The sequence below is a fragment of the Streptomyces sp. NPDC020801 genome, assembly GCF_044334385.1.
GTDB lineage: Bacteria > Actinomycetota > Actinomycetes > Streptomycetales > Streptomycetaceae > Streptomyces.
The window spans coordinates 31,129-52,999 of sequence record NZ_JBIRST010000003.1; the positions used below are offsets into that span (position 1 = coordinate 31,129).

Below are 21,871 nucleotides of genomic sequence, written 5' to 3' on the forward strand. Positions count from 1 at the left end.
CGTCTGTCGGGCCCCAGCGGGGGCTTGGGCGCAGCCTGTTCACCGGGACCGGGCCAGGAGCCGGGGGGTGACTGCGGCCGCGTTCCGGATGCGGGGAACGGGGGAACGTACGGGGCGGTCGGCGGCTGTCCGGGGTCGGCCCCTCTCGGGGCCGTACCGGTGGGGCGGCGCCGGCGCCCGGACCCGGCCGGGAACGCAGCGCGCGCCCGGGCCCTGGTGGGACCGGGCGCGCGAGTGCGCGGCCGGGAGACCGCCGGCCGCGCACTGCGGGTGCGGCGCCTGCGCCCTCAGCCGTGCCGCACCGGGATGGTCCTGGCGCCCGTCTTCTCCTCCGGGACCGGGACCGTGATGGTCAGCACACCGTCCTTGTACTCCGCGGTCGCCTCCTCACCCTTCGCCCCGGCCGGCAGCCGGACGGAGCGGGCGAACGTGCCGTAGTGGAACTCGGTGCGGTGCTTCTCCGTCGCCTCCTCGCTGCGCTCGGCCCGCAGGGTCAGGATCCCCTCGCTGACGGTGATCTCGACGTCCTTCGCGGGGTCGATGCCGGGGAGTTCGGCCCGCAGCACGTACGTACCGTCGTTCATGTGCTCTTCGATCCGGATGCCGTGCAGTCCCGCAACATGCGAGCCCGGGAATCCGGCCTCGACCCAGCCGAACAGGTCCGGCAGCGTCGGCCAGCCCGGCAGCCGCTCGATCACGCCGCTCATGTCACCCTCCTCTCGTTCCCCGCACTTCCAGCATCCCGCGCGCGGAGCCGCCGCGCGTGGGCCGAACGGGCCGATGTGCGACCCGGTGGGCCCGCTCCCCTTCAGCGCCCCGGTGCGGTCCCCGGGCGGGTCCCCATCGGCCGCAACGGCTCCGTGTCGTCGACCAGATCGGGCTCCAGGAGGGGGCGGCGGCGCGGTCCCGTCAGGGCGCAACGCACGTCCACCACGCCCTCGACGGAGCGCACCAGGCGGATCGCGAGCGGCACCAGGGAGGTGTCCGGGACATGGCCGGTCAGTGTGACCACCCCCTCGTGCACCTCCACACGCACCGCCTCCAGCGGGACCGGGAAGCGGCCCCCGACGACCTCGCGGCGGATCTCCTCGGTGATGTCGTCGTCGCCACGGAGGAACACCTTGAGCAGGTCGGAACGGCTGACGATGCCGGTGAGCACACCGTCGTCGTCCACGACGGGCAGTCGCTTGACCCGGTGCCCGGCCATGAGGCGGGCGGCCCGGCCCAGCGTGGCGTCCGGAGAGACGGTGACGGCCGGCGAGTTCATCAGCTCCTCGGCGGTCACCGCCCGCGCCTTCGCCGACTCGGCGGGATGGGCAGATGCGCCCGGCCGGCCGGTCAGGTCCGCGTCGCTGTCGCGCAGCTCCTCCTTGCACAGCAGGTCGGCCTCGGAGACGACGCCGACCACCCGGCCACGCCCGTCCAGCACGGGCATCGCGCTGACGCCCCACTCCTCCATCGTCCGCACGATCTCCTTGAACATCGCTCCGCCGGCCAGGGCGACGACGGTGTGGGTCATCACGTCGCCGACGGTGTACTGGGAACCCTGCATGGCGTCCTCCGGCGGGCTCGGTCGGTCGGGACTCGGAAGTCGGAACTCGGAAGTCGGGAATCGGGAATCGGGAATCGGGAATCGGGAATCGGAAGTCGGTGGTCGGTGGTCGGTGGTCGGTGGTCGGTGGTCGGTGGTCGGTGGTCGGTGGTCGGTAAGAAGAATCGAGGGGCGGAAATCGAGGTTCAGAAGAAGCAGTCGAGGCCGTACAAGGTGCGGCCGCCGACGAGTTCGCGGCCGGTGACCAGCTCCGGTTCGATGCGGACGAAGACCTCCCGGGGCGAGGGCGCCCAGGAGCTCGGGCCGCTCCGGGCCAGTCGCCGCTGTTCGCCGGGGTCGGTCACCACCGAGGCGGGCCCGGTGACGACCACGCTCCACCCGGAGTGGGCCACCGCGTCCACCTCGTCGGCCTCGAAGGCGACGACCGCGCCGTCGATCGCGCGGACCAGTTCGGAGGAGGCCGAGGTGCGCAGCAGTACAGCGCCGTCGCCGTCGAGGGTGAAGTTCACCGGGAGCACCGCGGGCAGCGCCTGCCGCGTGTGCACGATACGGCCTACCGGTGCCTTGGCCAGCAGCCGCAGGCACTCCTGCCGTTCGAGCTCGCGGAATCCGTCGTTGCGATACATCAGTGGGTCCGTCTTTCCACCAGGTACAGCCGGTTGCTGCTGCTCTGCTCTGCCTTTCTTCATCGTCGGACGGTTCTGAGCCGGGGACGAGGGCCGTCGGTCCCGGCCGGTCCGGAGAACGGCCCGGGCAACGGCCCGGACAACGGCGCTGTTCAGACCGTGATCCGGCGGCCGGTGACGCGGAGCGGCTCCAGGCGCACCCATGCGTCCCGCAGGCCGCCCGCCCACGGCACGCCGTGCGCGTGTTCCACGAGCCGGCGCACCTCGTCGGGGTCGGTCACGGCCCGCGCGGGGCCGCGGACCAGCACGCTCCAGCCCTCGCTGAAGGCGTCGTCGATCCGGTCGGCCTCGAAGGCCGCCTGACAGCCCGACGCCTGGAACGGCGTCGCGCCGGGCGCGGTGCGGAAGACGACCGTGCCGTCGACGACGCCGTAGTTGACCGGCACGATGACCGGTCCCGACCCGGTCGGCACGGCCACGCGCCCCACCCCGTGCGTCGAGAGCAGGGCCCAGCACTCCTTCGGGGTGAGCTCGGTGAAGCGGGGCGTCCGGGCGGCCCCGCCGGTGCCGGGCGGCAGGTCGGCGGCGCCTCCGGTGAGTTCGGGCACCGTGGTCCGCAGGACGGCGGCCAGCCGGGCGAGGACGCCCGGACCGGGGGCGGCCAGTGGCTGCTCCTCCAGGTAGGCGAGGTAGCTGGGCGCCATGCCCGCCCGGGCTGCGGTCTCCCTCCGGGTCAGACCCAGTTCGGCCCGCCGCTGGGCGAGATGACGCCCCAGGCGGCCCAGGGGCATGCCCTCCGCCGCGTTCGGCACTGCCTGTTCGGTCATACCCGTCCCTCCTTCGGTAGGCCGGTACGCCCGTGTGCCCGTATTTCCCGGTGGCAGGTCAGGCCGCGGAGACGGGCACGACCTCGCGCTGGGGCCCGCCGAGCACGACCTTGAGCGCCCCGGTATCGGCGGCGTGGGCGAAGACGTCGTACGCCTCCTCCATGCGCTCCAGCGGGAACGTGTGGGTGACCAGCTGCGAGGTGGGCAGCCGGCCGGCCGCGGCCATCCGCAGCAGCGTGGGCGTGGAGTGGGTGTCGACCAGACCCGTGGTGATGGTCACGTTCTTGATCCACAGTTCCTCGAGGTGCAGGGTCGCGGGCCTGCCGTGCACGCCGACGTTGGCCACGTGGCCGCCGGGGCGCACCATGCGCGTGCACATCTCGAAGGTCTCCGGCACACCCACCGCCTCGACGACCACGTCCGCGCCGAGCCCTCCGGTGAGGTCGGCGATCAGCTGCTCGGGGGCTTCGCGGGCGTCGGCCACGGCCTCCGCGCCGAGCTTCCGGGCGGCCTCCAGACGGGCGGGGGCGACGTCGACGGCGACGATGCGCTCGGGCGCGAACAGCCGGGCGGTGGCGATCGCCGCGAGTCCGATGGGCCCGGCCCCGACCACGGCGACGGTGTCTCCGGGCCGTACCCGGCCGTTGAGCACGCCGACCTCGTAGGCGGTCGGGAAGATGTCCGCCAGCAGCACCGCGTCCTCGTTGGTCACCGCGGCGGGCAGCGGGTGCACGGAGAGGTCGGCGAATGGCACGCGGACGAACTCCGCCTGGGTGCCGTCGATGAGGTGGCCGAGGATCCAGCCTCCACCGCCGAGGCACTGGCCGTACATCGCCTCGCGGCAGTAGCGGCACCGCCCGCAGGCGGTGATGCAGGAGACCAGGACCCGGTCCCCGGGCCGCACGGTGCGTACGTCGGCGCCGACCTCGACGACCTCGCCGACGGCCTCGTGCCCCAGCACGGTGCCGGGGCGGACCTCGGGCACGTCGCCCTTGAGGATGTGCAGGTCCGTGCCGCAGATGGTGACGGTGTCGACGCGGACGATGGCGTCGGTGGCCTCCTTGACGTCCGGGTCCGGGACCTCCTCCCAGGCGGACTGCCCGGGACCGTGGAAGACATAGCCCTTCATGCCGATCCTCATCCCTCTTGTTCTCGGAACCCTCTTGCTCTCGGAACCTCTTGTTCTCGGAACCTCTGGTAGTCGGGTCGCGGGCGGGCTGCCGGTCGCTCGGGCGGATGTCCGGTCCGGGGGGTCCGCGGCCGACGGGTGCGGGCCGCACTCCGACGCGATGCCGGGATTGCCCCGCAGGTCCAGCTTGTCCGGAGGCCCGGGGTTCCGCTTGGGCCGGTCGGCCCCATCGGGCCGCCGACCGGGGCGCGTTCCCGGGGGACGGCCGCGCCCGCCGGCCGGAGGCTCTTCGGGCCTTCCGGGAAGGGACCGACCGGCCCTTCTGCGCGCAGCGCCGGACTGGCTTTGCTCGCACCATGTCCGACACCGACACCAGGCCCACCACGCGCCCCACGGAACGCACGGCCGGCGGTACGACCGTCGTGACCCTGAGCGGAGACGTCGACCTCGTCACGGCGCTGTCCCTCGGTCCACGTCTGGACGTGCTCACCGCCGGACCCCGGCCGAACCTCGTACTCGACCTGCGGCAGGTGCCCTTCGTCGACTGCGCCGGGCTGGGGCTGCTGTGCCGTGCGCGCAACCGGGTCGCGGCCCGTGGAGGCCGGCTGCGGCTGGTCACCGGCAGTGCGTCCTTCCGCCGGCTCCTGCACCACTCCGGTCTGGCCGACGCCTTCCATCTGGTCCCGGAGCCGGCGGACATCCCGGCCGCGTGAGCGGTCCCCGGACCGGCCGCGTGAGCGGTCCCCGGACCGGCCGCGTGAGCGGTCCCCGGACCGGCCGCGTGAGCGGTCCCCGGACCGGCCGCAGGCGGGGGATGTGAGCCCGCGAGGGGCGCGCTCTGCGGGCCCGCCCCGGGGCCGGTCTCCGGGCGGCGTCCGGTGGTCCCCGCGGGACAGGGCTGACCGGCCCGTCCTCCCGGGAAAGGCCGGTCCGGTCGGTCCCCGGACGCCGCCCGGTCGGCCCATGTCGCACCACGCCCCCCGCTGTCACCTTCGGAAGCACCGGAACGAGGAGGTGGCGACCGATGAGCGGCAAGAGGGGCAAGACGGCGAAGACGGCCGGCCGGATCCGCACGAAGAAGCGGCTGTGGCGGTGGCGGAGCAATCCGCTGCGCCGTCACGACGACATCGTCGAGGCCTGGATCGTGCTGGTGATGTGGGTGGTGATCCTGATCGGCGGGGCGGTCGTCGGGGCGGTGGCGGCACTCGCCGCCGACCAGGAGTTCGCCCGGCAGCGTTCCGACCGGCACGCGGTCCCGGCCGTCCTGCTCACCGACCTCCCGCGGAGCACGTCGACCGGGAGCGACGGCTACCGGGCCCTGGCCAAGGTCCGCTGGACCGCCCCCGACGGCGCCACGCGGACCGGACGGACCCTGGTGAGCACCGGTCTGCGGTCCGGGACGACGATCACCGTCTGGCAGGACGGCCGGGGCGTCCTCACCACCGAGCCGCCCGGTTCGACCGAGGGGACCGTCGAGGCGGCGCTCTTCGGCACGTCGGCCGCGCTCGCCCTCGGCGGCCTGGCCTTCGGGACCACGGCCCTCGCCCGGTGGCGCCTGGACCGGCGCCGCTGCGACCAGTGGGGCAGGGAGTGGGAGCTCATCGGCCCGCGCTGGGACCAGAAGACCGGCTGACAGGCTCCGGAGCCACCTGGCCCGGCAGAACGTTTGCGGCACCCCCCGCTTCCGGTGACCCCGGGAAGGCCGAACGGCCCCTTTCCCGGGGTCACTCGTCTCTGCCCGCGCCGCCCGGAACGCGCTCCAATGGAGTTGAGGCGGCCTGCCGCCGCTGCGCTGCCGGACACCACGCACAAGGAGGTGGCGCATGCGTTACGAGAACCGCGCGGACGCCGGGCGGCGCCTGGCCCGGTGCCTGGAGTTTCTGCGCGACAGGGACGTGGTGGTGCTGGGAGTGCCCCGGGGCGGAGTCCCGGTGGCCTTCGAAGTCGCCCGGCATCTGGGCGCGCCGTTGGATCTGGCCGTGGTGCGCAGACTGCGCGTGCCCTGGCAACCGGAACTGGGTTTCGGCGCCCTCGGCGAGTACGGCGTGCGTGTCATGGACCCGGACGTGCTCCGGGAGAGCGGGCTGAGCCCCGCCGAGCGGGAGACCGTCGAGCGGGCCGAACGTGCCGAGCTGGAACGGCGGGTACGCCGCTGCCGCGCAGGCCGCGCACCGGTGCCCCTGGCCGGGCGGACCGCCGTGGTTCTGGACGACGGCATGGCGACCGGCGCGGCCGCCGAGGCCGCCTGCCGGGTGGCCCGGGCCCGCGGCGCGGAGCACGTGGTCCTCGCGGTCCCGGTCGGTCCCGAGGCCACGCTGCCGCGTCTGCGCGCGGTGGCGGACCAGGTCGTCTGCCTGCAGCCGCTGCGCCACCTCGGCTCCGCCGGCGCCTGGTACGAGGACTTCGCCCGGACCACCGACGCGGAGGTCGCCGGACTGCTCAGCGAGGCCGAACGCTTCACCCCGGCCACCGGGTCCCCCGCCGCCCCCGGCCACCGGCTGCCGGAGTACCCGTCGCCGGACCGGGAGGTGGAGGTCCCGGCCGGTCCGGTGCGCCTGGCCGCCCGGCTCACCCTGCCCACCACGGCCCGTGCGGTGGTGGCCTACGCCCACGGCAGCGGCGGCAGCCGGCACGGCCCGCCCCACCAGTACGTGGCCGCCGCACTCCACCGGTCGGGCCTGGGGACCCTGCTGCTCGACCTGCTCACCGAGGACGAGGAACGCGACCGGCACAACGTCTTCGACATCGTGCTGCTGGCCAGGCGGCTGCATGCCGCGGCCGGCTGGCTGCGCCGGGAGACGGGCCTGCCCGTGAGTCACTGCGGGGTGGGCACGGGCGCGGGCGCCGCCCTGGAGGCAGCGGTGGACGACGACATCCGGGCCGTGGTCACGCTCGCCGGCCGCCCCGACCTGGCCAGCCCCGCGGCGCTGGCGCGGGTGCGTGCCCCGACCCTGTTCGTCGTCGGCGCCCTGGACACGCGGCTGCTCGGCCTCAACCGGCTCGCCGCGGACTGGATGCACTGCGAGCACCATGTCGCCGTGGTGCCCGGCTCCGACCAGTTGTTCGCCGAGCCGGGCACCCTGGAGTCCGTGGCGGACCTGGCCCGGGACTGGTTCACCGCCCATCTCGCCCGGCCGGACGGGGTGTCGAGGCCGCTGACGTCGGCATGACCGGTGGCTGCCCGGGTATGGGGCGTGCGGCTGCGCGCCGTGGACGCCTGGTGGCCTTCGCCCACGCCGCCCGGTCCCTCCGGTGTACCGCCGGGGGACCGCGTCCGCCGGGCGGACCAGGGGGTGCGGCTGCCTTGCCGGCCGACGCGCCGCGGCCGTGACACAGTGCGGCGGTGGCGGTCGCACCCGTCCCGCCACCGTCGCACCCGTCCCGCAGTCGTACCCGTCCCGCAGTCGTACCCGTCCCGCAGTCGTCCGCCACGTCGCCGTAGCGCCGTAGCGCCGTAGCGCCGTAGCGCCGTCCGGTCCGGCCGACGGCGTCACGGACGCCGTCGGCCGGACCGTGGCGTGCCCCGGTGCCGGATCCCCCGGCACCGGGGCACTTTCACCCCCCCCGGTCCTGTTATCCGCCGCCCTCCCCGGCCGGCTGGTCGGTCAGCTCGTGGGCGATGTGGTCCGCCCATGCCTCGATCGCCGGGAAGTCGCGGAAGTCACCGCCCTTGCCGGAGCGCACGATCATGCGGGCCATGCGTCCCTTCGCACCCTCCTCCAGGCGGCCTCCGAACGTCACGTGCTCGGTGACGTCCAGCCGCGTCATCGCACGCCGCACCCCGGCCACGGGCGGGATGTCCCGCTCGGACGCCGAGGCGTCCAGCGGTCCGCTGCTGAAGAACCACAGCGGGCGGCCGGCCAGCGAGCGGCGGTGCCTGCGCACGAAGCGGCGGGCGTCCCGGTGCCAGCGCCCGCCGTACAGTCCCCCGCCGACCACCACGGCGTCGTACGACGCCACGGCGGGCACCGAGTCCGCGGGCAGCGCCTCGGCCGTCAGACCGTCCCTGCGCAGGACCTCGGCCACCGCCTGGGCTATCTGCGCCGTCGAGCCGTTGGTGGATCCGTAGGCGACCAGCACCTTGCCTGGCATGGCGGTTCGCCTCCTCTCGCTTCCGTCGCTCTCACCGGCCGCGCAGCCATTCGTCGGCCACGCCGTGCAGTGCCTGGTCCTCGGGCTGGATCCGCGAGTCGTCCAGGCGGTAGGTGAGCTTGTCGACAACGTCGACCACACCGTCGATCTGCCGGGTCATCGACACGGCGATCTCGGTGTCGCTCCTGCGCTCCATGTGGCCCTCGAGCGTGACGACGCCCTCGGTCACCGAGACGGCGACGCCGCGCGGCGCCAGCCACAGAGCGCGCACCAGCACCTCGCGGACGACCTCCTCGCGGATGTCCGCGTCCGGCCGCAGGAAGACCCGCAACAGGTCCCGCCGGGTGACGATGCCCACCAGCCGGTCCTCCTCGTCCAGCACCGGCAGCCGCTCCACGTGCCGCCGGGCCATGGTCCGGGCGGCCTCCACGATGGTGTCGTCGGCGTGCACGGTGACGGGCGGCTCGGTCATCAGCTGACCGGCCGTGCGCGCCTTCGCCTTCGCCGCTCGGCGACGGGCGGTCGCCGTGAACGCGGTGAGCCGCAAGCGCCGGCCCGGCTCGTAGGGACCGGGCGTCTCCGCCTGGCGCATCATCAGGTCCGTCTCCGAGATGACTCCGACGACATGGTCGTCCTCGTCGACCACCGGCAGTCCGCTGATCCGGTGGTCGGCGAGCATACGGGCGACCTCCTTGAACGGAGTGCCGTACTCGGCCCGGACGACCTCGGCGGTCATCACGGAGCCGATCTTGTTGTGCTTCATGTCCGTTCCCTCCTCGGCGGTGTCGGCGCGGATGACGGACCCCCCGGTGTCCCTCGTGCCTGCGACGCGTCGTGCCTGCGGGCCGTCCTGCCTGCCACGTGTCGGGTCGTTCGTGTCGTGCCTCGACGCTTAGAGCATCCGGCGACGGGCGCCTGCGGCCCATGGGCTGTTGGGGGCGAACCGGGGGCCGGTCGGCCCCAAGCCCGGCCCCCGGGCCGGGTCGGTCGCCGTGATGCGGGTGCGCGGGCGCCCGGCGGAAAGTACGGTGACCTCCTGTGGGCGACCCCGGGCATGGGCGACCGGCGTCGGCGACGGGCGGCACGGGGTGGAGGCGGCATGGCCGAAAAGAAGGCGGCAATCTTGCCGCGCAGGGTCTACGAGAGCGAACTGCTGCGCCTGCAGACCGAGTTGGTGAAACTGCAGGAGTGGGTGCGGGCGACGGGCGCCCGGCTGGTGGTGGTGTTCGAGGGACGGGACGCGGCCGGCAAGGGCGGCACGATCAAGCGGGTGACCGAGAACCTCAACCCGCGTATCGCCCGGATCGTGGCGCTGCCCAAGCCGACCGAGCGCGAGCGCACCCAGTGGTACTTCCAGCGCTACGTCGAGCAGTTGCCGGCCGGCGGGGAGATCGTGCTGTTCGACCGGTCCTGGTACAACCGGGCCGGGGTCGAGCACGTGATGGGCTTCTGCACCAAGGAGGAGCACCAGCGGTTCCTGCGCCAGTGCCCCATCTTCGAGCGGATGCTGGTCGAGGACGGGATCCTGCTGCGCAAGTACTGGTTCTCGGTGAGCGACGAGGTGCAGCAGGAGCGCTTCCGGCGCCGTCTCGAGGACCCGCTGCGGCGCTGGAAGCTGTCACCGATGGACCTGGAGTCGATCACCCGCTGGGAGGCGTACTCGCGGGCCAAGGACGAGATGCTGGTGCACACCGACATCTCCGAGGCGCCGTGGTACGTCGTGGAGAGCGACGACAAACGCCGGGCCCGGCTGAACATGATCGCCCACCTGCTGAGCACCGTGCCCTACCACGAGGTCTCGCCGGTGGTGCTGGAGCTGCCGCAGCGGCCCCGCGCGACCGGTTACGAGCGTCCGCCGCGCGATCTGCAGACCTACGTCCCCGACCACTCGGCGGACCTGTGACCTCAGGCCCTCAAAGCCGCTCCGGTCCCCTCAAGGCCCCTCCGGTCCCCTCAGGACTCGAGGCCCCCGAGGTCCCCTCCGGGGCCTCGGGGCCCTCGGTCCCCCCTCAGGCCCCTCCGGTCCCTGCGACCCGTTCGGGCACCACGGCGACCGGGCAGGCCGAGTGGTGCAGAACGGTGTGGGCGACCCGGCCGAGCTGAAGCCCGAAGTGGCCCGGGCGGCGCCGGGCGCCGACGACCATCAGGTCGGCCTCGCGCGCGGCGGCCAGGAGCACCCTGCGGGCCGGTCCCTCCACCGTGCGGCGCTGTACCTTCACCTCCGGCGGTACGTCCGCCAGCGCCGCCTCCAGGGCCTGCGCGGCCCGCTCCTCGTACACCCGCTCGGGCTCCCCGGCGATGAGCGGATGGTCGACGGTCTCGTGCGCGGGGCACTGCCAGGCCCGTACGGCCTCCAGCACGACGCCGCGCCGCGCGGCCTCCTCGGCGGCGAAGCGCACCGCCCCGGCCGGCTCGTCGCCGACGCCGACGACGACGCGGCCGTGCACCGCGGTGCGGGCCTGGTTGTCGTTGTTGCCGCGCACCACGATCACCGGGCAGTCGGCGTGCGCGGCCACGAACAGGCTGACCGAGCCGAGCAGCAGGTCGGCGACGCCGCTGCGGCCGCGGGTGCCCACGACCAGGGCGGAGGCGTTCCTGCCCTCCCGCACCAGGGCGTACTCGGGTTCCTCGGGCAGCGCGGCGACACTGATGGGCAGGCCCGCGTGTCGGCCGCGGGCGCGCCGGGCGGCGGCCTCGACGATGTCCTCGGCCCGTACCTGCTCGTCCGGTTTGCCGAGGTCCCGCGCGAGCGCGGCGCCCTCGTAGCGCTCCCAGAGCGAGGCGTACACCACCCGCAGGGGCACCCGGCGCAGGACGGCCTCGTCGGCCGCCCAGTCGACGGCCCGCAGGCTGGGTTCGGAGCCGTCGACGCCGACGATCAGCGGCAGGTTCATCGTCCTCATCCTCCCGTGCCGAGGTCGAACACGATCCGGGCCTTGACCTGACCGCGCAGCACCTCGTCGATGGACTCGTTGACGGCGCTGAGCGGGCGGGTCTCCTGGATGACCAGGGTGCGCCCGGCCGCGTGCAGCTGGAAGACCTCGGCGAGGTCCTGACGGGTGCCGACGATGGAGCCGATCACCGAGGTGCCGTTGAGCACTGTGTCGAAGATCGGCACCCGGACGGTGCCGTGCGCGGGCAGGGCGACCATGACGAGCCTGCCGCCGCGCCGCAGCCCGGAGTTGACCGCCTCGAAGGCGGCCTCGTTCACCGCGAGGGCGATCGCCGCGTGCGCGCCGCCGTGCCGCTTGAGCTCCTGTCCGACGTCCTGGGTGCGGGCGTCGATCACGATGTCCGCGCCGAGTTCGGCGGCGAGTTCGAGCTTGTCGTCGGTGACGTCGATGGCGGCGACCCGGGCGCCGGCGATCTTCGCGTACTGCACGGCGAGGTGACCGAGTCCGCCCACTCCGGAGACCGCGACGAGCTGGGCCGGCCGTACGCCGGCGACCTTCAGGGCCTTGTACGTGGTGACGCCCGCGCAGGTGAGCGGGGCGGCGTCGAGGGCGGTGACGCCGTCGGGCACCGGCTGGGCGAAGTCCGCCCAGGCCAGCATCTTCTCGGCGTAGCCGCCGTCGCAGCCGTATCCGGTGTTGATCTGCTGCTCGCACAGCGTCTCCCAGCCGGACAGGCAGTGCTCGCACCGCCCGCAGGCCCGGCCGAGCCAGGGCACGGCCACGCGCTGCCCCACGGCCAGGTGGGTGACGCCCTCGCCGAGCTCCTCGACGAGCCCCACGCCCTCGTGGCCGGGCACGAACGGCGGGTTCGGCTTGACCGGCCAGTCGCCGTGGGCGGCGTGGATGTCGGTGTGGCACAGCCCGGAGGCCTCGACGCGGATGCGGACCTGGCCGGGGCCGGGCTCGGGGTCCGGGCGCTCCTCGATGACCAGGGGCTCGCCGAAGCTCCGTACGACCGCTGCCTTCATGATTCTCGCTCCTCGGGTGGGGTCTTGGCCGTTCTCGGCCCGCTCTCGGCCGGATCTCAGGCGTGGGCGACGACGGCGACGGGGGCGGTGGCGTGGTGCAGGACGGCGTGGGTGACGTGACCGATGTGGGTGCCGAAGGGGTTGCGGCGCGCGCGCCGGCCCACGACGACGAGGGAGGCCTCCCGGGCGGCGTCGACCAGCAGCTCGGCGGGGCTGCCGCAGTGGGACCGCTCGACGACCTCGACGTCCGGGTACTTCTGCCGCCACGGGCGCACAACGTCGGTCAGGGCGGTGGCCTGGCTCACCGCGAGCGAGGCGTGCAGTTCGGCGTCGGCGGGCATGGCGTAGCCGTAGTACGGCGGCGGGTACCAGCCGTGCACGACGCGCAGCGAGGTGCCGCGGCGCCGGGCCGCCTCGAAGGCGAACTCGATCAGGTCGTCGTCCGGGTGGCCGGTGTCCAGGCCCAGGACGACGGGCCGGAAGGGGGCCGCGGTGGACGGGACGCCCGCGGGGTCCATCTCGTGCTCGTCGGTGGCCTGTTCCCCGGCACGGACCAGGACGACGGGCCGCACGGCGTGCGCCACGACGGACAGGCCGGCCGAGCCGACCATGAAGCCGCCGACCCCGCCGAGCGCGCGCGAGCCCAGGACCAGCAGTTCGGCGTCCTTCGCCACCTTGCCGAGCACCTCGGCGGCCGCGCCGGGCAGTTGTTCGGTGATCACCTCGACGCCCGGGTGGCGCAGCCGCAGGCCCTCGGCTGCCTCGCGGGGCACCCGCTCGGTCCAGTGCTGGTGCGTCTCCGCGCCCAGCATCGGCGCCTGTGCCATGGGCTCCGGCACCGGTTCCCACACGTGGACGAGCTTCACCGACATCCCGAGCAGCTTCGCCTCCCGCGCCGCCCATTCGGCGGCGGCCCGGCTCTCGGGTGAACCGTCGAGACCGACGGTGACGGTGCGGGGCATGGTCTCCACCTCCTGCAACGAGTGATCCGATTAGAGGATCGCGGCCCTGGCGCCTGCCGGGCAGGGGCCGCAGGGTCCCCGTTGGGGCCCGACCGACCCATGCCCCACCCGGAACGGCGGCCCCGTCGGCACCGGGCACACGGGGACCTGGCCGCGGGGCCGGACGGAGGGCGCCGGCCGACCGGGCCAGAGGGGGCGCGGCCCGCAGGGTCCGGACGGCGCCTGGTACCACTGCGCACCGGACGGGCCGCACACGGCCGGCGGCGGGACGGCGGGACGGCGGGCAAGTCCAGCCGCAGACGCCCGAGCGGGGCCGTCGCAGGCCACGGCCTGATAAGAGGGACCGGGGCGGGCGGGCACGGGCCCGCACGGCCCGGACGAACGGGCACGGACGAATGACCCGGACGAACGGGCACGGACGAACGGGCACGGCCGTCGGGCACGCGGCGTCGACCGCCAGGGGCCGGAGCCTGCTGCGGGCGGTCGTGGGGCGGGGCGTCCCGGTCGGTGGCGTGCGGCAGGGACGTACGGGACCGGGTGGGGCCGCTCGGCCCCTCTGGCGGGGGCTGCGACCGGAGCAGACTGGAGCAGGTCACCGGCCGGCCTCGCCGGCCGCGGGTCCGCGGCGGGGAGGAATCGTTATGAGCGCCAGCGCCAGCACCACCACAAGCACCCCCAGCACCACCACGAGCACCAAAACCAGCACCACCACCATGAGCAGCAGCACCACGAGCAGCAGCCTCGACGTCCCGACACTGGAGCGGCTCGTCGCCGCCGCCGGGGCCGCGCCGTCCATCCACAACACCCAGCCCTGGCGCTTCCGGCTCGAGCCGGACACCGGCACGCTGGAGATCCGCGCCGCCGCGGACCGCGGGCTGCGCCACATCGACCCGGCCGGCCGCGCCCTGCATCTCTCCGTGGGCTGCGCGGTCTTCAATCTGCGGGTGGCGGTGGCCCACTTCGGCTGGGAACCGGTCACCCGGCTGCTTCCCCGCCCCGACCGGCCCACGCTCCTCGCCACCGTACGGCTCGCCGGCCCGGCCCACATCGCGGCCGCCTCAGGGCTCTACGACGCCCTGTGGCGCCGCCACAGCAGCCGGGCCCCGTTCTCCGGGCGCCCGCTGCCCGCCGAGGTGCTCACCGAGCTCACCGAGGCCGCCCACGCCGAGGGCGCCGCCCTGGCCGTGGCCGCGCCGGAGGTGGCCGAGCGCGTGCTGCGGGTCACCCGGGAGGCCGAGCAGCGCAACACCGCCGACACCGACCGCGCGGCCGAGAGCCGCCGGTGGGTGCAGGGCCCCGAGCCCGCCGCGCTCGGCATGCCGCCGCGGGCACTCGGCCCGCAGGACTTCCGCGACCGGATCCCGATGCGGGACTTCGGCGCCCACCGGCACCCGGCCGTCCTGGCCGCCCGCGCCTACGAGACGCGCCCGCTGATCGCCGTCCTGTCCACCGCCCACGACCGCCGGGCCGACTGGCTGCGCGCGGGCCAGGCGCTGGAGCGCGTCCTGCTCGTGGCCACCGCGCACGGCGTACGCGCCTCGCTGCTGCACCAGGCCATGGAGTGGCCGGACCTGCGCGCGCGGATCGGCCCCCCGGCGAGCGGCCGGCGCGGCCACGCGCAGATGGTGATCCGGTTGGGGTACGGCCCCGAGGGACCCGCCTCACCGCGCCGCACCGCCAGGGAGGTCCTCACGGACGGCTGGTGAGCCGCCCCGCCCGTCCGGCACTTCCGGGCGACCGCAAACGCAGGTGTCCGCGGCCGGTCGGTCTGCGCTCCCAATGCGGAACGCTTCGGCCACCCGACGGCCAGTACGGAACATGTCCTGCGAGCGTCCCCCGCGTGCGCTGTGATGGCCCATCACCTGACGAGGCGGGCGGGACGGGCGGAACGGACATGAGCGCATTTGTTGACGAACCGACACGGTCGTCGGACCCACCGGCCTCCGGGGGCTGCCGGTGCGGCGGACAGGTCCGCGAGGGCGGACCGTCCTCCGCCGAGGAACGTTTCCGCGGGCTGCTGGAGGCGGCCCCGGACGCCATGGTGATCGTCGACGACACCGGCACCATCCGGCTGGTCAACGCGCAGACCGAGGCCCTGTTCGGCTACCGTCGCGAGGAACTCCTCGGCCGTCCAGTCGAGTTGCTGGTGCCGCACCGCTTCCGCGGCCACCACACCCGGCACCGCGACCAATACGCCGCCAACCGGCAGGTCCGTCCCATGGGTGCCGGGCTGGAACTGCACGGGCGGCGAAAGAACGGCACCGAGTTCCCCGTGGAGATCAGCCTCAGCCCGCTGGAGACCACGGACGGGCTGCTGGTCTCCGCGGCCGTCCGCGACGTCAGCGACCGCAAGGCCGCCGAAGCCCGCATCAACGAACTCGCCGCGCTCGTTGAGTCCTCCCAGGACGCGATCCTGGCCAAGACGCTCGACGGCTACATCACCTACTGGAACGCCGCCGCGGCCCGCCTGTACGGCTACACCGCCGAGGAGGCCATCGGCCGGCACGTGTCCCTGCTCGCGCCCGTGGAACTGGGGGACGAGGTCAGCGCGCTGCTCCTGCGGCTGCGGCACGGGGAGAGGGTCGAGCACTTCGAGACGCTGCGGGTGAGGAGGGACGGCTCGTTCCTGGACGTCGACGTCACGCTGTGGCCGACCCGTGACACCCGCGGCCGGGTCGTCGGCGCGTGCGCCATCGTCCGCGACATCAGCGACCGCAAGCGCGCGGAGGCCGAGCTCACCGCCCTGCTGGAGCAGCAGCGGCACATCGCCCTCACCCTGCAGCGCAGCCTCATGGGGACCCCGCCGGCGCTGCCCGGGCTGGCGACCGCCAGCCGCTACCGGCCCGCCACCCAGGGCGCCGGCGTCGGCGGCGACTGGTTCGACCTCATCCCACTCGGCGCCGGCCGGGTCGGGGTCCTCATCGGGGACGTGATGGGGCGCGGTCTGGAGGCCGCCGCGGTCATGGGCCAGCTCCGCTCGGCCGCGCACGCGCTGGCCAAGACCGGTATGCAACCGCGCCAGCTGATGCAGGCCCTGGACACGGTGGTCGCCGACCTGGACGTCCCCGACCAGCTGGTCACCTGCTGCTACCTGGTGGTCGCCCCGGACGCCGGGACGGTCACCGTCTGCTCGGCCGGCCATCTGCCGACCCTAGTCGTCGGCCCGCTGGACGGGGTCCGTCCGCTGCCCACACCGGTCAACGCCCCGCTCGGTGTCGGCGACATCCTCTACGAGCAGTCGTGCACGGACATCGCGCCCGGCGCCACGCTGGTCCTCTACACCGACGGTCTGATCGAGACGCCCGGCAGCGACATCGAGGCCCGGCTCGACGAACTCACCTCCGTGCTCGACGCCTGCTTCACCGGGTTCACCGGTCTGGAGGCGGCAGCCGACCATGTGCTGTGCACCCTGCTGCCCGACGCCGAGAGCCACAACGACGACGTCACCCTGCTGCTCGCCCAGCTCCCGGCCGCACCACTGGCCGCGCTGACCACGGACCTGGCCGCGGCGCCCTCGTCCGTGCACGAGGGGCGGGCCTTCCTCGGCCGGGCCCTTGCCTCGTGGGAGTGCGCGGCGTCGGCGGACGACGCCCTGCTGCTGCTCTCCGAGGTCCTCACCAACGCCGTCCAGCACGCGGAGGGGCCGATCGCCCTGCGCCTGTGCCGTACCGCCACCGATCTCACCGTCGAGGTCGGCGACCACAGCCCGCACCTCCCCCAGCCGCGTCTGGCGGCCGAGGACGAGGAGTCCGGCCGCGGTCTGCTCCTGGTGCGCACCCTCGCCGACAGCTGGGGCGTGCGGCCGACCGACGAGGGCAAGACGACCTGGTTCACACTGAAGCTGTGAACGGCGGGGCGGCGCCGGTGGTGTCCTCCGGCTGGCACAGTCGCGCCGGTCCGGGCAGCGTGGACCTAGGGACAGCGACTGCTCAAGTGAGGTGGCCATGCAACCCTCTGAACCGCAACGCCGGGTGGTCGTGGGTGTGGACGGTTCGCCGTCGTCGTACGCCGCGCTGCGCTGGGCGGCCGGATACGCCCAGCTCATCGGCGGTGTCGTGGAGGCGATCCACGTCTGGGACACGCCGTCGGCCGTCGGCTGGGCCGGACCGGCGATCGACCCCGACTACGACCTGCAGCAGGCCCGCGAGCGCTTCGCGGAGGAGTTGCACAGCGTCTTCCCCGACGAGCACCCGGCGCGCCTGGAGGAGCACCTCGTCGAGGGCGACCCGTCCGAGGTGCTGATCCGCGCCTCCCAGGGCGCGGAGGTCCTGGTGGTGGGCAGCCGCGGCCGCGGCGGCTTCGCCCGGGCGATGCTGGGCTCGGTGAGCCAGCGCTGCGCCCAGCACTCGGCCTGCCCCGTGGTCGTGGTCCGCGAGGACCACACCCACTCCCACTGACCCGCGGGGGCGAGCGGCCCGCCCCGCCCCCCGGCCCGCGGGGCTGGAGGCCACGCCCGCGGGGCTGGAGGCCACGCCCGCGGGGCTGGAGGCCACGCCCGCAGGGCCCACGCCCGTACGGCCCGGCCCGCCGCTCACTGGAAGGCCGTGTGGATCTCGCGTTCGTCCGCGCTGTGCGAGACGAGGAGCACTTCGTCGCCCGGTTGGAGGATCGTGGCCGGGGTGGGTGCGGTGGGGTTGCCGGCGCGGACGACGGTGGCCACCAGGGTGCCCTCGGGCAGCCGGATGTCGCCCAGGGAGCGGCCGGCCGCCTTGGAGCGGGAGGTGATCGCGGTCTCGATGATGCCGACGCCCGCGGTGCTCAGCCGCAGCAGCGCGACGGTGTCGGCGGCTCCGGTCGCCTCCTCGATCAGGGAGACCAGGGGCGTGGCCGCCGGGACGGCGATGTCCACGCCCCAGCGGTGGTCGAACAGCCAGGCGTTCTCGTCGTCGTTGACGCGCGCGACCACGCGGGGCGCGGCGAAGTGCCGCTTGGCGAGGTAACTGATGACGAGGTTGTCCTCGTCGCGCCCGGTGGCGGCGACGACCAGGTCGGCGTGTGCCGCGCCGGCCCGTTCCTGGACGGTCCTCTCCCCGGCGTCGCCCAGCACCAGGCGGGCGTCGCTCTGGCCGCGCAGCGCGTCGACGCGGTCCTCGTCGGCGTCGACGAGGGTGACGTCGTTGCCCGCGGCCATCAGCACCTGGGCGACGCGCGTGCCCAGCCTGCCGGCGCCGGCGATGAGTACGTTCATGTCCCCAGCTCCTTGTCGAGGAATCCGCGGAGTCTGTGCAGGGACCGCGCGGCCACGGCGAAGGTGACCACGTCCCCGGGGGCGGCGGTGGCGGTCTGCCGGGGGATCAGGGAGTGCCCGTCGCGGGTCACCTCCACCACCCGGATCTCACCCTCGACCTCGAACTCGGACAGCTTCCGCCCCGCCAGGTACCCGGGTACGGCGGAGCGGACGAGCAGCGTCTCGCCGTTGCCGAAGGCGACGTCGGGCACGAGGTGGCGGTGGAGCAGCATCTGGTGGATGCGGTTCACCGCCCAGGTCACGTCGGAGATCGTCGGGATGCCGAGGCCCTCGTACAGGCCAGCGCGCCGCGGATCGTGCACGCGGGCGAGCACGGTGGGGACGCGGAAGATCTCCTTGGCGGTCCGGGCGATGACCAGGTTGCTGTTGTCGCCGCAGGTGGCGGCCACCAGGGCGTCGCTGTGGGCGATACCGGCCCGTTCCAGCACGCTTCTGCTGAAGCCGTTGCCGAGGTGGAACTGGCCCGGGAAGCCGGGGGGCAGCCGGCGCCGGCCGCCCCGGTCGCGGTCGATCACCCGGACGTCGTGGCTCTCCCTGGCCAGCTGGGCCGCCAGCACGGAACCCACCCGTCCGCATCCGGCGATGACGACTCTCATCGTCGGCCTCCTTCCGGTCGCGTGGCCGCGCAGTGGCGCAGCCACGCCTTGCGCACCTCGTCGGCGGCCAGCGGCAGCACGCCGACGACGGTCAGCAGGGCCCAGTCGCCCGCCGTCAGCGGGGCGGTGTGGAACACGCTCTGCAGTGGGGGCAGATAGCTGATGGCCGCCATCAGCGCGAGGCCGAAGCAGCCGGCGGCGATCAGCCAGGGGTTGCCGAACACGCCCGCCCGGAACACGCTCTCGCGTTCGGTGCGCACGGCCAGCGCGTTGAAGAACTGGCTGACGACGATGCCCGCCTGGACCATGGTGATCGCCTCGCGGTAGACGGGGTTGCCGGCGGTGAAGTCGGCGTAGGGGATGCCGGAGGCGTTGATGTGCCAGAAGAACACCGCGCAGACACCGATCGCCTGGATACCGCCGAGGAAGAGGATCCGGCGTACGACACTCCGGGAGAACAGGCGCTCGGCGCGCGGGCGCGGCGGCTGGTCCATGACGTCGGTCTCCGGGGGCTCGGCCCCCAGGGCGAGCGCGGGCAGCACGTCGGAGCCCAGGTCGATGGCGAGGACCTGCACCGCGGTGATCGGCACCAGCGGGAACCCGGCGAAGGTGGCGGCGAGGATCGGCGCCAGCTCGCCGATGTTGTGGCTGAACAGGTAGACGAGGAACTTGCGGATGTTCTGGTAGACGGAGCGGCCCAGCCGCACCGCCACGGCGATGGAGCCGAAGGAGTCGTCGAGGAGCACCATCTCGGCGGCCTCGCGGGCCACGTCGGTGCCGGAGGCGCCCATCGCCACGCCGATGTCGGCGTGCTTGAGTGCCGGGGCGTCGTTGGCGCCGTCCCCGGTGACGGCGACGACCTCGCCGCGCCGCTGGAAGCCGGTGACCACGCGCATCTTGTGCTCGGGGCTGACCCGGCACAGCAGCAGCTCGCCGCCGCCCGCCAGCAGCCGGTCCAGCGCCGCGTCGTCGAGGGCGTCCAGCTGGGCTCCGGTCACGACGGTGGGCGCGGCCGACCGGACGATGCCGACCCGGCGGGCCACCGCCTCCGCCGTCAGGGGGTGGTCACCGGTGACCATGACGATCCTGATGCCCGCCCGGTGGCAGGCCTCGACGGCCTCGTGGACCTCCGGCCGGGGCGGGTCCTGCATGCCGATGAGGCCGAGCAGGGTGAGGTCCGACTCGTCGGCGTCACGGTCCCCGGCGGGCCCCGTCGTGTCCCGTGCGGCGACCGCGAGCACGCGCAGGCCCTGCGCGGCGAGTTCGTCGGCCTCGGCGGCGATCCGGGTGCGCTCGGCACCGGTCAGGGCGGTGGGGGTACCGCCGCGGTCCAGGCGGGTGCACCGGTCCAGCACCTCCGAGGGCGCGCCCTTGACCCGCACCACCCGCCGGGTGCCGCCCCCGTCGTGCACGGTGCTCATCAGTTTGCGTACGGAGTCGAAGGGGTGCTCGGCGATCCGCGGCGCCGCGGCCTCCTCGACCGCCGGGTCCAGGCCGGCCTTGGCGGCGACCACCAGCAGCGCGCCCTCGGTGGTGTCGCCCAGGATGCGCCACCGGCCGCCGTCCTCGGGCGGGACGAGGCGCGCGTCGCAGCACATCGCGGCCGACCGGAGCACCTCACGCACCTCGGCCGGGTCGCTCACCTCGCCGCTGGGCTCGTAGCCCACCCCGGTGACGGTGTGCAAGCGGTCCCACGCCCAGACGCGTATGACGGTCATCTCGGCCTGGGTGAGCGTGCCGGTCTTGTCGGTGCACACGACCGTGGTCGAGCCCAGCGCCTCCACCGCGAGCAGCTTCTTGACCAGGGCGTGGTGCCGGGCCATACGGCGGACGCCGAGGGCGAGGGAGACCGAGAGGGTCGCGGGCAGTCCCTCCGGCACCAGCGCGACCATGACACCGAGCGCGAACACGAACGAGGGCACCAGGCCCTGCCCGGTGGGCAGCCGGACGGCGAAGAGGGCCGCGCCCACCCCGAGCGCGATGCCCGCGACCCGGCGTGCCATGGACGCGACCTGCCGCTGCAGCGGGGTCTTCTGCCGGGGCGCCGCGGCCGTCAGGCTGAAGATCCGGCCGAACTCGGTCGCCTGCCCGGTGGCGAAGACGACCGCCCTGGCGGCCCCGGTGATCACGTCGGTGCCCATGAAGAGGCAGTTGCGGGCCCGCAGTCCCACCTCGGCGGTGTCGGGTTCGGCGGTACGGGGCACCGGCTCGCTCTCTCCGGTGATGGCCGCGGTGCTGACCGTCAGCTCGTGCGCCTCCACGACACGGCAGTCCGCCGACACGGTGTCGCCCGCCTCGAGTGCCACCACGTCGCCCGGCACGAGTTCGCGCACCGGCACCTCCGTCGGGGCGGCGTCGCGCAGCACCCGGCAGCGGTGCGGAACCATCGCCTGCAGGGTCTGCGCGGTCCGCTCCGCCGAGTACTCCTGGGTGAAGCCGATGACGGCGTTGAGCACGACGACGCACAGGATGGCCACGGCCAGCTGCAGGGTGCCCGGCTCACGGGGGTCCTGCAGGGCGTAGGCGAGGAAGGTGATGGCCGAGGCCACCATCAGCACGACCGCGAACAGGTCGGTGAACTGGCCCGCGAGCTGCCGCCAGAGGGCCGGGCCGCGGGCCGCGGGCAGTTCGTTCGGCCCCCGTTCCAGAAGACGCGCCCGTGCCGTGGCCGAGGTCAGTCCGCGCGGCGAGCTGTCCAGCGTCCGGAAGACCTCGGCGGCGTCGCGGGCGTGTACCTGCTCCCCGGGCTGCTCCGGCTGCCACGACCGGTCCGGCGGGCCCGGCTGCCCCGGCCGGCCGCCGGGCCCCGGGGGGCCCGCGGACGGCGGTGCCGGGCCGCCGGGCGGCCGGAGGCCGGTGTCCCGTCCGGACGACCGGGCCGCGTCGGGCGGCCGGTGGTCCTGGGGACGCAGCACCC

21 protein-coding genes are annotated in these 21,871 nt (G+C 74.3%); 7 read left to right on the forward strand and 14 right to left on the reverse strand.

What is annotated here, in order from left to right; genetic code table 11:
- Positions 1–287: 287 nt before the first annotated feature.
- The 5 genes from ACH4UM_RS07645 to ACH4UM_RS07665 form a co-directional block, all read right to left on the reverse strand.
- Positions 288–707: an Hsp20/alpha crystallin family protein gene (locus tag ACH4UM_RS07645; RefSeq protein ID WP_398175126.1), complete on the reverse strand. Its 420-nt coding sequence runs from the start codon at positions 705–707 to the stop codon at positions 288–290.
- A gap of 101 nt (positions 708–808) precedes the next feature.
- Complete coding sequence (locus ACH4UM_RS07650; RefSeq protein WP_398175128.1) at positions 809–1,552, reverse strand: CBS domain-containing protein; 744 nt, start codon at positions 1,550–1,552, stop codon at positions 809–811.
- Positions 1,553–1,737: 185 nt separating this feature from the next.
- The gene (locus tag ACH4UM_RS07655; protein WP_398175129.1) at positions 1,738–2,178 is read right to left on the reverse strand and encodes a pyridoxamine 5'-phosphate oxidase family protein; all 441 of its coding nucleotides are present in this window, start codon (positions 2,176–2,178) and stop codon (positions 1,738–1,740) included.
- A 152-nt stretch (positions 2,179–2,330) separates the two neighbouring features.
- Positions 2,331–3,005 carry a helix-turn-helix domain-containing protein gene (locus ACH4UM_RS07660; RefSeq protein WP_398175131.1) on the reverse strand — a complete coding sequence of 225 codons (675 nt, stop codon included), beginning with the start codon at positions 3,003–3,005 and terminating at the stop codon, positions 2,331–2,333.
- A 58-nt stretch (positions 3,006–3,063) separates the two neighbouring features.
- Positions 3,064–4,134, reverse strand: coding sequence for a zinc-dependent alcohol dehydrogenase family protein (locus tag ACH4UM_RS07665; RefSeq protein ID WP_398175893.1), 1,071 nt, complete (start codon positions 4,132–4,134; stop codon positions 3,064–3,066).
- Positions 4,135–4,490: 356 nt separating this feature from the next.
- Here ACH4UM_RS07665 and ACH4UM_RS07670 point away from each other — a divergent pair, with 356 nt between their 5' ends.
- From ACH4UM_RS07670 to ACH4UM_RS07680, 3 genes are all read left to right on the forward strand, one after another.
- A complete protein-coding gene (locus tag ACH4UM_RS07670) occupies positions 4,491–4,847 on the forward strand; it encodes an STAS domain-containing protein (protein ID WP_398175133.1) in 357 nt (118 codons plus the stop codon).
- 311 nt (positions 4,848–5,158) lie between these two features.
- Complete coding sequence (locus ACH4UM_RS07675) at positions 5,159–5,767, forward strand: hypothetical protein (RefSeq protein ID WP_398175135.1); 609 nt, start codon at positions 5,159–5,161, stop codon at positions 5,765–5,767.
- Positions 5,768–5,957: 190 nt separating this feature from the next.
- Entirely contained in the window at positions 5,958–7,304 is a 1,347-nt protein-coding gene (locus tag ACH4UM_RS07680; protein ID WP_398175137.1) for a phosphoribosyltransferase family protein, read from the forward strand.
- Between the two features lie 403 nt (positions 7,305–7,707).
- Here the strand turns inward: ACH4UM_RS07680 and ACH4UM_RS07685 are convergent, their stop codons facing one another.
- Both ACH4UM_RS07685 and ACH4UM_RS07690 read right to left on the reverse strand, forming a co-directional pair.
- A complete protein-coding gene (locus ACH4UM_RS07685; RefSeq protein WP_398175139.1) occupies positions 7,708–8,226 on the reverse strand; it encodes a flavodoxin domain-containing protein in 519 nt (172 codons plus the stop codon).
- 31 nt (positions 8,227–8,257) lie between these two features.
- The gene (locus tag ACH4UM_RS07690) at positions 8,258–8,989 is read right to left on the reverse strand and encodes a CBS domain-containing protein (protein ID WP_398175141.1); all 732 of its coding nucleotides are present in this window, start codon (positions 8,987–8,989) and stop codon (positions 8,258–8,260) included.
- 336 nt (positions 8,990–9,325) lie between these two features.
- Between ACH4UM_RS07690 and ppk2 the strand changes: the two genes are divergently transcribed.
- Entirely contained in the window at positions 9,326–10,129 is an 804-nt protein-coding gene (ppk2, locus tag ACH4UM_RS07695; RefSeq protein WP_398175143.1) for a polyphosphate kinase 2, read from the forward strand.
- Between the two features lie 106 nt (positions 10,130–10,235).
- On the opposite strand, the gene ACH4UM_RS07700 is transcribed toward ppk2, so the two are convergent.
- From ACH4UM_RS07700 to ACH4UM_RS07715, 4 genes are all read right to left on the reverse strand, one after another.
- Entirely contained in the window at positions 10,236–11,120 is an 885-nt protein-coding gene (locus ACH4UM_RS07700; protein ID WP_398175145.1) for a universal stress protein, read from the reverse strand.
- 5 nt (positions 11,121–11,125) lie between these two features.
- Positions 11,126–12,148, reverse strand: coding sequence for a zinc-dependent alcohol dehydrogenase (locus tag ACH4UM_RS07705; protein WP_398175147.1), 1,023 nt, complete (start codon positions 12,146–12,148; stop codon positions 11,126–11,128).
- Between the two features lie 56 nt (positions 12,149–12,204).
- Positions 12,205–13,110 (reverse strand): universal stress protein, encoded by a 906-nt coding sequence (locus ACH4UM_RS07710; RefSeq protein ID WP_398175149.1) that lies wholly within the window; start codon positions 13,108–13,110, stop codon positions 12,205–12,207.
- Positions 13,111–13,702: 592 nt separating this feature from the next.
- Positions 13,703–13,840: a hypothetical protein gene (locus tag ACH4UM_RS07715; RefSeq protein ID WP_398175151.1), complete on the reverse strand. Its 138-nt coding sequence runs from the start codon at positions 13,838–13,840 to the stop codon at positions 13,703–13,705.
- Between ACH4UM_RS07715 and ACH4UM_RS07720 the strand changes: the two genes are divergently transcribed.
- The 3 genes from ACH4UM_RS07720 (at position 13,824) to ACH4UM_RS07730 (ending at position 17,507) form a co-directional block, all read left to right on the forward strand.
- Positions 13,824–14,816 (forward strand): Acg family FMN-binding oxidoreductase, encoded by a 993-nt coding sequence (locus ACH4UM_RS07720; RefSeq protein WP_398175153.1) that lies wholly within the window; start codon positions 13,824–13,826, stop codon positions 14,814–14,816. The genes ACH4UM_RS07715 and ACH4UM_RS07720 overlap by 17 nt on opposite strands.
- Before the next feature lie 188 nt (positions 14,817–15,004).
- Positions 15,005–16,957, forward strand: coding sequence for a PAS domain S-box protein (locus ACH4UM_RS07725; RefSeq protein WP_398175155.1), 1,953 nt, complete (start codon positions 15,005–15,007; stop codon positions 16,955–16,957).
- Positions 16,958–17,054: 97 nt separating this feature from the next.
- The gene (locus tag ACH4UM_RS07730; protein WP_398175157.1) at positions 17,055–17,507 is read left to right on the forward strand and encodes a universal stress protein; all 453 of its coding nucleotides are present in this window, start codon (positions 17,055–17,057) and stop codon (positions 17,505–17,507) included.
- A 134-nt stretch (positions 17,508–17,641) separates the two neighbouring features.
- Here the strand turns inward: ACH4UM_RS07730 and ACH4UM_RS07735 are convergent, their stop codons facing one another.
- The 3 genes from ACH4UM_RS07735 to ACH4UM_RS07745 are packed head-to-tail and all read right to left on the reverse strand — an operon-like array spanning position 17,642 to position 21,869.
- Positions 17,642–18,298: a potassium channel family protein gene (locus ACH4UM_RS07735; RefSeq protein ID WP_398175159.1), complete on the reverse strand. Its 657-nt coding sequence runs from the start codon at positions 18,296–18,298 to the stop codon at positions 17,642–17,644.
- On the reverse strand, positions 18,295–18,954 hold the full coding sequence (locus tag ACH4UM_RS07740; RefSeq protein ID WP_398175161.1) for a potassium channel family protein: 660 nt from the start codon (positions 18,952–18,954) through the stop codon (positions 18,295–18,297). The genes ACH4UM_RS07735 and ACH4UM_RS07740 overlap by 4 nt, the downstream gene beginning before the upstream one ends.
- Positions 18,951–21,869, reverse strand: coding sequence for a cation-translocating P-type ATPase (locus tag ACH4UM_RS07745; protein ID WP_398175163.1), 2,919 nt, complete (start codon positions 21,867–21,869; stop codon positions 18,951–18,953). The genes ACH4UM_RS07740 and ACH4UM_RS07745 overlap by 4 nt, the downstream gene beginning before the upstream one ends.
- Positions 21,870–21,871: the final 2 nt, after the last annotated feature.

Excerpts from the sequence above, each read along its gene's own strand:
- ACH4UM_RS07710 (WP_398175149.1), bottom strand. The coding sequence starts at position 13,110 with ATGCCCCGCACCGTCACCGTCGGTCTCGACGGTTCACCCGAGAGCCGG.
- ppk2 (WP_398175143.1), top strand. The coding sequence starts at position 9,326 with ATGGCCGAAAAGAAGGCGGCAATCTTGCCGCGCAGGGTCTACGAGAGC.
- ACH4UM_RS07645 (WP_398175126.1), bottom strand. The coding sequence starts at position 707 with ATGAGCGGCGTGATCGAGCGGCTGCCGGGCTGGCCGACGCTGCCGGAC.
- ACH4UM_RS07735 (WP_398175159.1), bottom strand. The coding sequence starts at position 18,298 with ATGAACGTACTCATCGCCGGCGCCGGCAGGCTGGGCACGCGCGTCGCC.
- ACH4UM_RS07655 (WP_398175129.1), bottom strand. The coding sequence starts at position 2,178 with ATGTATCGCAACGACGGATTCCGCGAGCTCGAACGGCAGGAGTGCCTG.
- ACH4UM_RS07725 (WP_398175155.1), top strand. The coding sequence starts at position 15,005 with ATGAGCGCATTTGTTGACGAACCGACACGGTCGTCGGACCCACCGGCC.
- ACH4UM_RS07740 (WP_398175161.1), bottom strand. The coding sequence starts at position 18,954 with ATGAGAGTCGTCATCGCCGGATGCGGACGGGTGGGTTCCGTGCTGGCG.
- ACH4UM_RS07660 (WP_398175131.1), bottom strand. The coding sequence starts at position 3,005 with ATGACCGAACAGGCAGTGCCGAACGCGGCGGAGGGCATGCCCCTGGGC.
- ACH4UM_RS07680 (WP_398175137.1), top strand. The coding sequence starts at position 5,958 with ATGCGTTACGAGAACCGCGCGGACGCCGGGCGGCGCCTGGCCCGGTGC.
- ACH4UM_RS07650 (WP_398175128.1), bottom strand. The coding sequence starts at position 1,552 with ATGCAGGGTTCCCAGTACACCGTCGGCGACGTGATGACCCACACCGTC.
- ACH4UM_RS07670 (WP_398175133.1), top strand. The coding sequence starts at position 4,491 with ATGTCCGACACCGACACCAGGCCCACCACGCGCCCCACGGAACGCACG.
- ACH4UM_RS07730 (WP_398175157.1), top strand. The coding sequence starts at position 17,055 with ATGCAACCCTCTGAACCGCAACGCCGGGTGGTCGTGGGTGTGGACGGT.
- ACH4UM_RS07700 (WP_398175145.1), bottom strand. The coding sequence starts at position 11,120 with ATGAACCTGCCGCTGATCGTCGGCGTCGACGGCTCCGAACCCAGCCTG.
- ACH4UM_RS07705 (WP_398175147.1), bottom strand. The coding sequence starts at position 12,148 with ATGAAGGCAGCGGTCGTACGGAGCTTCGGCGAGCCCCTGGTCATCGAG.
- ACH4UM_RS07685 (WP_398175139.1), bottom strand. The coding sequence starts at position 8,226 with ATGCCAGGCAAGGTGCTGGTCGCCTACGGATCCACCAACGGCTCGACG.
- ACH4UM_RS07675 (WP_398175135.1), top strand. The coding sequence starts at position 5,159 with ATGAGCGGCAAGAGGGGCAAGACGGCGAAGACGGCCGGCCGGATCCGC.
- ACH4UM_RS07720 (WP_398175153.1), top strand. The coding sequence starts at position 13,824 with ATGAGCAGCAGCACCACGAGCAGCAGCCTCGACGTCCCGACACTGGAG.
- ACH4UM_RS07665 (WP_398175893.1), bottom strand. The coding sequence starts at position 4,134 with ATGAAGGGCTATGTCTTCCACGGTCCCGGGCAGTCCGCCTGGGAGGAG.
- ACH4UM_RS07690 (WP_398175141.1), bottom strand. The coding sequence starts at position 8,989 with ATGAAGCACAACAAGATCGGCTCCGTGATGACCGCCGAGGTCGTCCGG.